This is a genomic window from Bradyrhizobium sp. ERR14 (genome assembly GCF_014198235.1).
GTDB lineage: Bacteria > Pseudomonadota > Alphaproteobacteria > Rhizobiales > Xanthobacteraceae > Bradyrhizobium.
Genome location: NZ_JACIHD010000010.1, coordinates 197721 through 211125, shown reverse-complemented (window position 1 = coordinate 211125; position 13405 = coordinate 197721). Strand labels below are relative to the sequence as shown.

Here is a 13405-nt window from a genome sequence, read left to right as displayed (position 1 = left end):
GCTCTGGCGTTAGTTGGCGGCTCAGTGCCGCCCCGGCGAACGCCGGGACCCATACCGCGTGATCCATCGAGTGCGAGTGGTCGCAGTCCCGGACTGCGAGCCTTAGCCAAACTCTTCCCTGGGGTTATGGGTCCCCGCGTACGCGGGGACGACAACGGAGAGCGTGGCGGGGAATTGTACCCCTACATCGTCATCGCTTCGCTCCTCGCAATGACGGTGCTAAACGTGGCCCATGTCCAAGGTCACCCCCGCCACTCGCGCGCTCACCGCCGCCGGTGTTGCCTTCACCGTCCATGCCTACGACTATGATCCTGACGCCGAGAGCATCGGGCTGCAGGCGGCCGCCGCGCTCGGTGAAGACCCGGCACGTGTCCTCAAGACGCTGATGGCGCTGGTGGACGGCAAGCCGGTCTGTGTGGTCGTGCCGTCCGACCAGGAGGTCTCGATGAAGAAGCTCGCCGCAGCCGCGGGCGGCAAGTCGGCGCAGATGATGAAGCCGCCGGAGGCCGAGCGCGTCACCGGCTACAAGGTTGGCGGCATCAGCCCGTTCGGGCAGCGCAAGCCCATTCGCGCCGTGATCGAGCAGAGCGCGCTCGCGCATGATCTCGTCTATCTCAATGGCGGCCAGCGCGGGTTGCAGGTGCGGCTCAAGCCGGGTGATGTGAGGGACGTCGTGAAAGCGGTCGTCGCGGATGTGCTGGCGTGACGGCAATGGAGCGCGATCATGAGGCGGCCACTGCTACTGTGGTTCGCGATCTTGCTTGTGGTCTGCCCGCCGGCTGAGGCGCATCAGATCAATCTTGTGACCGCGCGCGTGGCCCTCACCGCCGATCGCATTGTGAACGTCGAGTTGGGATTGAAGGGCAGCGATGTCGATCGCCTGATCGGCACGCAGATCCATGATGCAGGGCAGGACGCGGTCGACCCGGTCGCGGTCGAAGCGGCCAAGTCCGCAATTGTCGATTATCTCCGCAGGCACCTGGCCGTGACAGGCGGCGGTACGGCTTGTTCGGCGGGCGATGCCGCGATCCTGCCTGATGGTGACGGCATCGTCTATCGCAACAGCTTTGCTTGCGCGGACGCGGCCGGCGACATCGTCTATCGCTCCACCGTGCTGACGGCGAAAGACAAGACCGCGCGACAGCTGGTGCTGATCGCGCAGGGCAGGTCCGAGGCGCAGGCCTTGCTCGATGCCGACAATACGACGGTGACGCTCTCGACGGCGCCGCCATCGCCGTTCTCGATCATGCAACGCTATTTGCTCACCGGCATCGAGCACATCTTTCTCGGTTACGATCACATCGCATTTCTGGTCGCGATCGTCTTGTGGGCGCGACGGCTCTTGCCTGTCGTCAAGATCGTGACCGCTTTCACCATCGCTCACTCCCTGACATTGTCGCTCGCGGCGCTGAATGTCCTGGTCATCCCGAGCCGCATCGTGGAGCCGGCGATCGCGGCCTCGATCGTGTTCGTGGCGGCCGAGAACTTCTTCTCGCGGGACGTCGACAAGCGCTGGCGCGTGGCCCTTCTGTTTGGTCTGATCCACGGCTTTGGCTTCGCCGGCGCTCTTCACGAGATCGGCCTGCCGCCGGATGCGATCGTCCCGGCGCTGGCCGCCTTCAACATCGGCGTCGAGATCGGGCAGATCGCGATCGTCGCGCTGATGGTGCCTTTACTTGGCCTGTTGGACCGTGTGACTATGGTCGGGCCGGATGAGCCGGCACGCGCGACAAGACTGGTCTACTCGGTGTCCGCGGCGATTGGGCTGCTCGGTGGATATTGGCTGCTGACGCGCGTGCTCGAGGCGTGATCGGGCCGGCCTACTGCTTCTGTAACAGCTTCAGCCGGCAGCGCAGCGCCTCGCGGATGTGTGCGCGGGCAAGCTGCTCTGCTTTGTCGCCGTCGCGCGCGGCGATGGCGTTGATGATGGCCTTGTGCTCGCCATGGCTGGACGAGGGGCGGCCCGATACGGAGAAGGTGGTCGGGCCGAGCAGGGCGATCCAGTCCTGCAATTCCCGCGAAGCGTTGTCGAGATAGCGGTTGCGCGCGGCCCGGCATATGGCCTCGTGGAAGCTGCGATTGAGTCTTGCCATCTCGGCCGCGTCCGCTGCAGGAGCTTCGACAAAAGCCTGCTCGATATCCCGGAGCGCATCGACCTCGGGCGCCGAAGCGTGCTCGGCGGCAAGGCGCGCCGCGGCGCCTTCCATGATCTCGCGCATGGCGTAAAGCTCGAGGACCTCGGAGATGTCGAGATTGCGCACGATCAGCCCGCGGCCGCCGGCGGGCTCGACGAAGCCGCGCGCGGCGAGCCGGCCGAGCGCTTCGCGCACCGGGGTGCGGCTGACCTTGAGCCGCTGTGCGACCTCTTCCTCGCGCAGGCGATCTCCGGCGCGGTAGTTGCCGGCCTGGAGTGCTTCACAGAGCGAGCGGAACACGGCCTCGCCGAGCGCAACGCCGCCGCCGCGCGCGATTGATCCGCCTGTCTTTGCCGGGCGCCTCGCCATGTTCCCTCGACGCAAGGCGCATCCTGCCCATGCAGAGATGTCGCTTGCACAGCTTATGTATATCTTTGTATACAAAAGTACGCAATGGCGGTGCGGGTGACCGGTGCCGCCGGTGGATAGAATGTCTCCACTTCGTCGTATCGGACGGACGGCATGAGCAGCAAATACGACGTGCTGGTGATCGGCGGAGGCAACGCGGCGCTGTGCGCGGCGATCGCGGCGCGGCGCGGTGGTGCCTCGGTGCTGGTGCTCGAAGGCGCGCCGAAGTTCTATCGCGGCGGCAACACCCGCCACACCCGCAACATGCGTTGCGCCCATGACGCCGCAACCGAAATCCTGACCGGTCCCTACACTGAGGACGAATTCTGGGAGGACCTGCTGCGCGTCACCGGCGGGCAGACCGATGAGGTGCTCGCGCGCCACATGATCCGCGAATCCAAGGACATCCTGAACTGGATCGTGGAGCAGGGCGTGCGATGGCAGCCCTCGCTCGGCGGCACGCTGAGCCTCGGCCGTACCAATTCCTTCTTCCTCGGCGGCGGCCGGGCGATGCTGAATGCGCTCTATCTCACCGCCGAGCGGCTCGGCGTCGAGGTCGAATACGACGCCGAGGTCGCCGACCTCTTGATCGAAGACGGCATGTTCCTCGCCGCGCGCCTGAAACGGCCGATCAAGGGCGAGACCGAGATCCGCGCGACCTCGCTGGTCGCGGCGGCCGGCGGGTTCGAGGCCAACATCGAATGGCTCAAGCAATATTGGGGCGAGGCCGCCGACAATTTCCTGATCCGCGGCACGCCCTATAATCGTGGTTCGATCCTGAAGATGCTGCTCGACAAGGGCGTGCAGGAGGTCGGCGATCCCACCCAGTGCCATGCGGTCGCGATCGACGCCCGCGCGCCGAAATTCGACGGCGGCATCATCACACGTCATGACTCCGTGGTGTTCGGCATCGTCGTCAACAAGCACGCACAGCGCTTCTACGACGAGGGCGAGGACATCTGGCCGAAGCGCTACGCGATCTGGGGCCGGTTGGTCGCGGCGCAGCCCGACCAGATCGCCTACATCATCTTCGACTCCACCGTGGTCACGAGCTTCATGCCGACGCTGTTTCCGCCGATCGCCGGACAGACCGTGGCCGAGCTCGCCGGTAAACTGGAGCTCGACCCGCCAGCGCTGGAAAAGACGATCGCCGAATTCAACGCCGCGGTGCTATCAGGCACCTTCGACCACACGATTCTGGATGACTGCCGCACCGAAGGCATCACGCCGCCCAAGACGCACTGGGCGCGCAAGATCGAGACGCCGCCTTATCTCGCCTATCCGGTGCGGCCCGGCATCACCTTCACCTATCTCGGCACGCGCGTGACCAAGGAGGCGCGGATGCTGATGGCTGACGGCAAGCCGTCAGGCAACATGTTCGCCGCCGGCGAGATCATGGCCGGCAACGTGCTCGGCAAAGGCTACGCAGCTGGCATGGGCATGACCATCGGCAGCGTGTTCGGGCGGATCGCGGGACGGGAAGCGGCAAAACATGCACGGAACTAGGATCCTGGACGAAGCCGACCGCCTGATGACGGTCTGCAATTCCTGCCGCTATTGCGAGGGCCTCTGCGCGGTGTTTCCGGCCATGGAAATGCGCCGCGCCTTTTCCGACGGCGACCTCAACTATCTCGCCAATCTCTGCCATGGCTGCGGTGCCTGCTATGTCGATTGCCAGTTCTCGCCGCCGCACGAGTTCAACGTCAACGTTCCCAAGACGCTGGCGGTGGCGCGCGCTGAGTCCTATGCAGCCTATGCTTGGCCGCGGGCGCTCTCAGGCACATTTGCGCGGAACGGCCTCGTCATCAGCATTGTCGCCGCGCTCAGCATGGCAGTTTTCATCCTCGGCTTCGCGGCCCTGAACGACCGCGGCGTACTGTTCGGCGTGCATACCGGCCCCGGCGCCTTCTACAAGCTGATGCCGCATAACGTCATGGCCGCGCTGTTCAGCGTCGTCTTTCTCTATGCGATCCTCGCACTGACCATGAGCGTGCGGGCCTTCTGGCGCGACATCGGGCCGCCGATCGGCGGTCGCGCCGATGGGGGATCGATCTTCCGGGCGATCCGCGATGCGGGCGAGCTGCGCTATCTCCATGGCGGCGGCGTCGGCTGCTACAACGAGGACGACAAGCCGACCGACCGGCGCAAGCTGTATCACCACCTGACCTTCTACGGCTTTCTGCTGTGCTTCGCCGCCACCTCGGTCGCCACGCTGTATCACTATCTGCTCGGCCGCGAGGCGCCGTATCCGTGGTGGGACCTGCCGGTGGTGCTTGGCACGCTCGGCGGCATCGGCCTTGTCGTCGGGCCAGTCGGGCTGTTCGTCGCGAAGCTGCGCAGGGCGCCGGAACTGCTCGACGAGAACCGTTACGGCATGGATGTCGGCTTCATCGCCATGCTGTTCCTGACCGGGCTCACCGGCATGGCGCTTCTGGTCCTGCGTGAGACCGCCGCAATGGGGCCATTGCTGGCGCTGCATCTCGGCGCGGTGTTCGCGCTGTTCGTCACCATGCCCTATGGCAAGTTCGTGCACGGCATCTACCGTTTCGCCGCGCTGGTGCGCTACGCGCAGGAGCGGCGGACTGCAGGGTGACCCGTTACCTCGGTTGAAAGCGGCCCTCGCGCAGGAAGGCGATGGTCTGCGCGATCGCGGCGGCGTGGCGCGGAAGCCCGGTATGCGACGTCTTCACGACGATATGGTCGGCCATGCCGGCCAGCCCCGCGCTTTGCACCGAGACCCGGCCGTCATTTGGCTTAGGCAGAACGAGCAGGCCGGCGACGGGATCGATGAAGCGGCTTCCGGCGATCACGCCGACCGGATAGTCGATGGCGGGGAGGGCATTCGGCGCGGTCGCAGGCGTGGTGGTGAGCTCGAGCCCGGCTGGCCCGTAGAATTTGCGATAGGGCAAAGATCCCCGCAGGAGATCGGCGACCTCGCTGCCGCTGTTCGGCGTGCCCAGCATCACGACGCGGCCAAGCCGGGCCGGCCGGTGTTTCGCGATATATGCGCGCGCGACGAGCCCGCCCATCGAATGCGCGACGAAATGCAGCGGTGCGTCGCGCTCGGCGAAAGGGGTGATCGCCGGGTGGATATCGTCCGCAAGCGCGGCGATCGGCTTGCTGCGGCTGGGATAGTCGATGTTGAGCGTTGCGAAGCCGGCCGCACGAAGCGCCCGTTCCAGCTTCATCAGAGATGCCGAGGTCCGCGCGATGCCGTGAAGCAGAACCACTCCCGGGCATCGCGCGTCGCCTGAATGAGGCGCCTCGTGCATCTGTCTTACGCCACCTCGCGCTCCGGCGCGGACGCCTGCTCGCGCGCCATCGTCGTCGCGGTGACGTAGTCGGTCTTGCCGGTGCCGAGCAGCGGCACCTTGTCGACCACCAAGATCGCCGCGGGAACGGTCAGTTCGGACGCGCCGATCGTCTTGGCTTGGCCCTGCATCGCGCTGCGCTCGGCATTCTTCTCCGTCGTCAGCAGCACGATGCGCTCGCCCTTGCGCGGGTCGGGGATCGAGACGGCGACCGATGCGGCCTGCGGCCACAACGTCGCGGCGATGCTCTCGACCGCGGACAGCGAGACCATTTCGCCGGCAATCTTGGCAAAGCGCTTGGCACGGCCCTTGATGGTGATGAAGCCGGCTGCGTCGATCGCGACGATGTCGCCGGTGTCGTGCCAGCCCTCGGGAAGCTTTTCGAGCACGCCCGGATTTTCGGCCCTGAGGTAACCGAGCATCACGTTCGGCCCGCGCACCGAGAGGCGCCCACCTTCCTCGATGCCGGGGACCGGATCGAGGCGGCTTTCCATCAGCGGCGAGAGGCGGCCGACGGTGCCGGGACGGTTGGCCATCGGCGTGTTCATCGCCAGCACCGGCGCCGTCTCGGTGACGCCGTAGCCTTCGAGGATGCGGATGCCATAGCGCTCCATGAACACCTGCCGCGTGCGGTCCTTGACCGCCTCGGCGCCGGCGATCACGAGGCGCAGGGTGCGGAAGTCGTAGGCGTGCGCCGAGCGGGCGTAGCCGGTGAGGAACGTATCGGTGCCGAACAGGATCGTGGCGCCGGTCTGATAGATCAGCTCGGGCACGATCCGGTAGTGCAGCGGCGAGGGGTACATGTAGATTGGAATGCCCCCGAGCAGCGGCATCATCATCCCGCCGGTCAGCCCGAACGAATGGAACACCGGCAGCACGTTGAACACCTTGTCATTGGCGTTGGCATCGACCCGCGCCAGCGCCTGCGCCGCGTTGGCGAGGATGTTGCGGTGGGACAGCACCACGCCCTTGGGCGTGCCTTCCGAACCCGACGTGAACAGCACGACGGCGGGGTCGCTGGCCTGGCGGGCGACGCGCGGCGCGGTGCCTGCGAGCAGGCCCTTGATCTTGTCGGCCGTCCCGATCGAGGCGCGGACGTCCTCGAGATAGACGACCCGGGCTTCCGCGGAGATCGCAGCCATCAGCTTGTCGAGCTTGCCCTTCTCGATGAAGGCCTTCGATGTCAGCACGGTCTTGACCTCTGCGGCCTTCATGGCGGCGAGGACGTTGACGGGGCCGGCCGAGAAGTTGAGCATCGCCGGTACCCGGCCGATGTTCTGCAGCGCCATGAAGACCACGGCGACGCCTGCGGAATTCGGCAGCAGCACGCCGACATTCTCGCCCACGGCGGTGCCGGTCTCGAGTTTCCGACTCAAGACCTGCGCGCCAAGGATCAGCTTGCGATAGGTCAGCTTGGTACCGAGCGCGTCCTCGATGATGACCTTGCCGGTGTCACGGTCGCGATAGGCGTGTCCGAGCGCTTCGAACAGGGTGTGATCGAGCATGGCGTTCTTGACCATCGCATCGATCATCACGTCCTGGAGTGCGGCGCCGGCGGCGTTGCGGCGGGCCTTGCCTTTCAGCGCCGGGTCGACCGGCAGCTTGATCGGCGGCAGAATGGTGACCGTCACACGCGGAAACCACGAGCGCTTGATCTGGCTGGAGTTGAGGTAGCTGAGATGCGAGCGCTGCGCGCCTTCGATGCGAACGGGTACGACCACCGCATCGGCCTTGTCCGCGATCATCGCGGTGCCGTCATAGACCTTCATCAGCGAGCCCGAGACGGTGATGCGTCCTTCCGGGAAGATCACCACCGGCTCGCCGGCGGCGACCAACTTGATCAGGTCGCGCGCAGCCAGCGGCTTGCTCGGATCCATGGTGTAGTGCTTGACGACGCGCAGGAACGGCTTGGCCCACCAGGCCTTGGCGATGCCGGTATCCACCGCGAAGCTCGCGTCGATCGGCAGCACGGCATGGAGCAGCGGGCCATCGATCAGGCTGACATGGTTGGGCGCGATCAGCATGCGCGTGCCGGCAGGCGGCAGGTTCTCGAGGCCGCGAACCTCGGTGCGGAACAGTGCGCGGAACAGCAGTCCGCCGAAATCGCGCACGCCTTCCTTGCCCCATTTCGTCAGCACGAACCACACTGCGCCGAAGCTGGCGACGCCGAGCCCGAAGAAGATCCAGCCGATGTGAAGGCCGGCCGCCTGCAGCAGCGCGACGAACAGCGAGCCGACCACCATGAAGGCGGCCTGCAGCACGTTGCCGGCGGCGATGATGCGGGCGCGCTCGGATGGTGCCGACCAGGCCTGGACCGCGGCAAAGGAGGGAACGACGAACAGGCCGCCGCCGAATGCGAAGGCGACGAAGTCGACGAGCATACGCAGGCCTGCGAACGAGGTCGCGAAGCCGGCCGCGGTGATGTCCTGCCCCTTGGCGGTCACGCCGATGGCCCAGGCGAGATCGAGGCCGGCAAACCCCATGATGATGGCGCCGATCGGCACCAGCGCGAGATTCGGGCGAACGTGGCTGAGGCTCGCAGCGAACAGTGAGCCGATGGCGATGCCGATCGCGAAGATCGCAAGGCACAGCGTCACCACGCCCTCGGTGCCGCCGACGACATCCTTGACCAGCGCCGGCAGCAGCGACAGCACGATGGCGCCGACCAGCCAGAACCAGGAGACGATCACCGTGCCGTCCCACAGCCGATGGTCGGCATGCAGGGTCTTGAGAAGGCCCACCGTCGAGGTCCAGGGATTGGCGTCGACGGGCAGATCGGGCGCCGACGGCGTCGTCTGCGGAATGCGGGAGGCGAAGGCCCATGACAGCAAGGCCAGCACGACCACGGCCGATGCGACCCAGCCCATATGCGCGGATCCCGCCACGAACTGGCCGCCGGCGACGGTGCCGAGCAGGATGGCCATGAAGGTCGCGCCCTCGACCAGCGCGTTGCCGGTCGCGAGCTCGCCGAGCTCGAGCTGATCCGGCAGCATGGCGTATTTCACGGGTCCGAACAGCGCGGCGATGGTGCCGAACAGGGCGAGCGCTGCGAACAGGAGCGGCACCGAGTGCAGGAAGAAGCCGGCGGCGGCAAAGCAAGCAGCGAAGATCTCGGCGAACTTGAGCCGCCTTGCGACGACGGATTTGACGTATTTGTCGGCGAGTTGGCCGCCGAGCCCGGACAGGATGAAATAGGGGAAGATGAAGACCGCGCCTGCCACCGTCACCAGCGCATCGCCGTGGCCGGTTGCGGCGCTGTAAAGCAGGATGATGACGAGCGCGTTCTTGAGCACGTTGTCATTGAGCGCCGAGAAGAATTGCGCCCAGAACAGTGGAGCAAAGCGGCGTGACGACATCAATTCCCTGATCATGACTAGTCCTGTTTTGGAAAGGCAGAATGAGGTTCGTTACGTTGTCTTTGAAGCGTCACGACCGGAAGGGGAGGGGACGAACGATTGCGGGCGCTGATGGCCGGCCTGCCTTGTCCCCTCGATCCCTCTGATCCTGTTGGTCTCCAAGCGGCGTCGTTAGGTTCGCAAAATATCTGGGCGCGCCTTACCGGGTATGCGTCGAGCGATGAGGAAAAGCTGAACCGCGTCACTGAAGTCTGGCGAGATCGGCCGCGAACATCGGGACATGGTAAGTCCTTCCTTGCAACCAGTTCTTGCATTCGAGACGACCTGCGTGTGCAGGTCGGGTGCGCCTCAGGTGAGATGGGCGAGGTGACGAAAGGGCGAGAGGCGGCGGAGCAGGCTGATCCGGCGGCCGTCCTGACGGGCACGCGCGCGGCTCGCCCGCCACATCCGGAAGGTCGCCCGGCGTTCTGTCAGCACGCCGGCAATGTCGCAGGCATTTGCGATGCGATCGATCGGCGTCATGGCGAACCGCAGCAGGGCGCGGCCAAGGCCGGTCACGAGGGCGGTGGCGTCGTCGACGAAGGTGGCGGCGATATCAACAGCGAGGGTTTGCATTTTGGTCGTCTCCAGGTTAATTTGAACAATGTTCACATGAGTAGCTCGAAAATGAACAATGTTCAAGAAGAATCGTTGCGGGATCAGAAAAAAAATCGGCGACGGCTCCAGATCCTGGAGATCGCGCGGGGGATTATCGCGACTAAAGGATTGAGATCGTTGAAGGTTCGGGACGTTGCCGAGGCCGCCGGCTGCTCCGTTGGCAGCGTCTACAACGAGTTCGGCGACTTCGACGGGGTCATCCTGACCGTCAATCGGGAGACCGTTCAGGCGCTCACGGCCCGGCTTCGCGGGGTTCCGGCCGAAGATCCCGTTCGCCAGCTCTACGGGCTTGCCGAGACCTATCTCGAATTCTTCGCGGAGCACGCCAATCTGCTGCGCTCGCTGTTCGAGCATCGGATGGAGGACGACCGTCCTTATCCCGACGACATCCTGCAGATGGTGATGGATGCATTTGCGCTGATGCACCCACCCCTGGTGCGGCTGCTACCGGATGCGGATGACGTGAAGATCGCGCTGTTGTCGCGCACCTTGTTTTCTGCCGTGCACGGAATCATCTCGCTCGGTCTCGAGGAGCGCATGGTGGCCGTGCCGCCGCAGATGCTGCGTCAGCAGATCGAACAGTTCGTCGACGCCCATCTCGCCGGCCTCGGCATTCTGCCGGTCGGCGCGCGGAAGTCTTGATCGGGCGCCGGTGCTACCAGGCGTATCGCAGGCTCGCGGTGCCGGAATAGGTGGTGCTGCGGGCCGCGAACTCGCCGTCGAACTTGGTCGACAACGCAACACCGTTCGTAAACTTCAGCTCGGCCCCGGCCGATGCAAGCGCGGCGTCCTTTGCCGGCGTCGCGCCTTGCACGATGAAGCTCGCGCCGGGCAGCGCCTGGAATGCGGCGACGAGCGTCGGATCGCTCACCCAATCATGGGCCCAGGCCGCGCGGCCGCGCAACGTCAGGACCGCGTTCGGTGCGACCAGCGTGGCGCGATCGAAGCGCGCGCCGAGTTCGCTGCGCGTGTCGGAGGCCGTACGCCCCCGATAGGTCAGGCCGAAGCCGCCGGCGCCGAGGTCGGTCTCGGTGTAGGTCGGCGTGCGGAAGACCTGTGCCTGCGCCGCTGCGTATGGCGTGATGCCGCCGAGCGGCGTTGCGAAGCGGTAGCCGCCCTCGATGCGGCCGCCGACGGTTTGTGCGTCGAACTTCGCGGTCAGCCGGTTGCCAAAGGGGGCGAAGCGATCCGTCGACATCCAGTGATTGGCCACGGCGAGGGATGCGGCGAAATAGGCTGGCCCCGTACGCGCGGCGGTGTAGACACCGGCCTGCATGGCATCACTCCTGCCGCCGCCGATTGCCTGCGCGAGGTCCCATTTGGTAGCGCCGCCCGAAAGCGCGAAGCCGACCAGTGCATCGCGGCTGACATGATAATCGGCGCCGGCAGCAAAGCCGCCCGCGCGCGCGCCCAAATCATGGCTGCCGATCACGACCGGGTCGCCGCTGGTCCGGTTGGTGCCGCCGAATGCCGTGCCCCAGGCCGTCCAGCGCTCCGCAAAGGGCACTGCTTTCGCAGACGGCGCACCCAAAACCTTGTTGTAGGCGAGGGCGATATCCGCAGGCAGCGCGGCACGTTCGGGGCTGAAGCCGAATGCCGTATCGCCTGCGCCCGTAGCCGGGCCGCCGCGTCCGCTCACGAACGGATCGAGCATGAGGCCGAGGAATTGGCCCGTGAACTGGAAGGCGCCCTGTTGCGCGCCGGTCGCAGCCTCGCCCGAGAGCTGATCCAGATTGTAACGGAGCTGTGCATCGCTCTGGCCCGCGAACGAGGACAGGAAAGGCAAATTGGCGCCGAACGAGCTCAGCGCGCCGGCCACGGCCTTCTGGTTCTGCGTCTGGGCGACGGTAGAGAAGGCTGTCGCGTTGTAGTTGAGTGTCAGGAAGACAGAGAATCCGTCATAGCCAAGGGCAGAGGAGAAGAACTGCGGATTGTATCCGCTAATCGTCACACCGGAAAACGTCCCGGTCAGGCCGTTCGGCGCGCTGAGGATGGTATATTTCGTCGAGGGGCCGTAGGCGCCCGCAAGCGTGGTGACAGCGACGGTGCCGCCGTTCAGCGTCGCGGTCGAGGCAGCAATCTTGTCGGATTGTCCGGCCCCGTTGACGGAGATCGCGTAGGTCGAGCCCGCGTTGAACGTGGTATTGCCGTAGCTCGTGAGAGAACCGAGATTGCCGGGTGCGACCGTGCCGCCCGAGAGCACGGTGAGATCGCCGATGGCGCCGTTTCCGGCGAGGGTGCCGCCGCTGATCGTCATCGCAACGTTGGGCATCCCGCCATCGACGACGAGGCTGCCGGCCTGGACATTCATGGTCGCTGCGTCCGTCGTCGAACCCGTCAGCGTCCAGGTGGAGCTGCCGGTTTTCTGCATCATCTCGAAGTCCTTGAACTGGCCGGCCGCACCGAATGTGCCGAGGTCGAACGCCGCGTTGGCGGTTCCGCCCAGGCGCAACGTGTCCATTCCGCTACCACCCACGACCCAGCCCGTGATGTTCGATCCCGCGCGGAGCTCGAAGACGTCGTTGCCGCCCTTGAGGTCGACGGCCGTGCTGACGATGTTGTGGACGATCGTGCCGGCGTTGATGATGATGTCCTGACTGTTCGAGCCGATGATCGCGGTGCCCGAGGCATTCGATATCGTGCCGGCGTTGTTGATGGTGTTGCCGTCTGCCGCGCCGTTGAGCTCGAAGGCCGCCGGGCCGTTGCCCTGGACGAGGCCGCTCGACAGGATGGTCACCTGATTGCTCGCCGAGCCGGCGAATATGCCGATGCCGGCGCTTCCGGCAGTCCCGCTTCCAACCGTCCCTCCGATCACGATGGTGTTGTTGCTCGAACCGGACAGACTGAGCGCCGTCGAGCCGAGGACCGGTGACCCAACTGCGGCACCCGCATCCACGGTGATTGCATTGTTGGCTCCGCCTGATACGATGATGCCGTCGCTGTTGGCTGACCCGACCGAGGCGTTGTTGAAGACCCTGATCGAGCTGTTGGATGCTGTTTGAAGCACAATGCTCGCAAAAGTGGGGTCGTTCACCGTGGTCGCGGTGGTGCCGTCGCCGATGTTGATGGTGACGCCGTTGACTACGGGGAATGTCTTGATCTGGGTGTTATTCCCGACGCAGGTGATTGAATCACCCGACTGAAGCGTCGTCAGCGTGCCGGCTCCGGTCACCACACACACCGCTTGCGCCGGCGTGATGAACCACGGTAGCGGACCGCTTGCGGCGAGGGCACCGATCGCGGTGCCCAGAAATAGCGTGCGCCGCCGGGGCAGGTTCGAACGGACCTTATTGCGGGGGGCTGGTAGACGATTCCGAGGCACTTCCAAACTCCTTCTGCGGCGCAACCCGTGGAATCGCGCCGCAAATATCGGGCAGGGCCATGCTTAGAGAAGGAGACGCCGGCCATCGTGGCCCGGCGCGCAACGTGATGTGTCCGAATGCGAAGAGCGGCGCTTTTTCAAAGCCATGTGGCCGCGGCGTCACAACTGCGCCGTATCACTGCACTGTCCGGCGCGCCAGAGTGGACCGAGACGTCA

9 protein-coding genes are annotated in these 13405 nt (G+C 65.5%); 5 read left to right on the top strand and 4 right to left on the bottom strand.

Going from position 1 to position 13405, the window contains the following annotated elements; all coding sequences use genetic code 11:
- The first annotated feature begins 232 nt into the window (after positions 1-232).
- On the top strand, positions 233-706 hold the full coding sequence (gene ybaK, locus GGD62_RS26210) for a Cys-tRNA(Pro) deacylase (protein ID WP_018317021.1): 474 nt from the start codon (positions 233-235) through the stop codon (positions 704-706).
- An 18-nt stretch (positions 707-724) separates the two neighbouring features.
- Positions 725-1810 carry a HupE/UreJ family protein gene (locus GGD62_RS26205; protein WP_183710977.1) on the top strand — a complete coding sequence of 362 codons (1086 nt, stop codon included), beginning with the start codon at positions 725-727 and terminating at the stop codon, positions 1808-1810.
- A gap of 10 nt (positions 1811-1820) precedes the next feature.
- Here the strand turns inward: GGD62_RS26205 and GGD62_RS26200 are convergent, their stop codons facing one another.
- Complete coding sequence (locus tag GGD62_RS26200) at positions 1821-2504, bottom strand: GntR family transcriptional regulator (RefSeq protein ID WP_183710976.1); 684 nt, start codon at positions 2502-2504, stop codon at positions 1821-1823.
- 153 nt (positions 2505-2657) lie between these two features.
- On the opposite strand from GGD62_RS26200, the gene tcuA reads away from it, so the two are divergent.
- The gene (gene tcuA / locus GGD62_RS26195) at positions 2658-4049 is read left to right on the top strand and encodes an FAD-dependent tricarballylate dehydrogenase TcuA (protein ID WP_183710975.1); all 1392 of its coding nucleotides are present in this window, start codon (positions 2658-2660) and stop codon (positions 4047-4049) included.
- Complete coding sequence (tcuB, locus tag GGD62_RS26190; RefSeq protein WP_183710974.1) at positions 4036-5136, top strand: tricarballylate utilization 4Fe-4S protein TcuB; 1101 nt, start codon at positions 4036-4038, stop codon at positions 5134-5136. The genes tcuA and tcuB overlap by 14 nt, the downstream gene beginning before the upstream one ends.
- A gap of 4 nt (positions 5137-5140) precedes the next feature.
- Here tcuB and GGD62_RS26185 read toward each other — a convergent pair whose 3' ends face one another.
- Positions 5141-5815, bottom strand: a complete 675-nt coding sequence (locus GGD62_RS26185) for a triacylglycerol lipase (protein WP_183710973.1) — start codon at positions 5813-5815, stop codon at positions 5141-5143.
- Positions 5816-5820: 5 nt separating this feature from the next.
- A complete protein-coding gene (locus GGD62_RS26180) occupies positions 5821-9225 on the bottom strand; it encodes an acyl-[ACP]--phospholipid O-acyltransferase (RefSeq protein ID WP_183710972.1) in 3405 nt (1134 codons plus the stop codon).
- 651 nt (positions 9226-9876) lie between these two features.
- Between GGD62_RS26180 and GGD62_RS26175 the strand changes: the two genes are divergently transcribed.
- Entirely contained in the window at positions 9877-10509 is a 633-nt protein-coding gene (locus tag GGD62_RS26175; RefSeq protein WP_026201775.1) for a TetR/AcrR family transcriptional regulator, read from the top strand.
- Between the two features lie 13 nt (positions 10510-10522).
- Here GGD62_RS26175 and GGD62_RS26170 read toward each other — a convergent pair whose 3' ends face one another.
- Positions 10523-13189: an autotransporter domain-containing protein gene (locus tag GGD62_RS26170; protein ID WP_312014296.1), complete on the bottom strand. Its 2667-nt coding sequence runs from the start codon at positions 13187-13189 to the stop codon at positions 10523-10525.
- Positions 13190-13405: the final 216 nt, after the last annotated feature.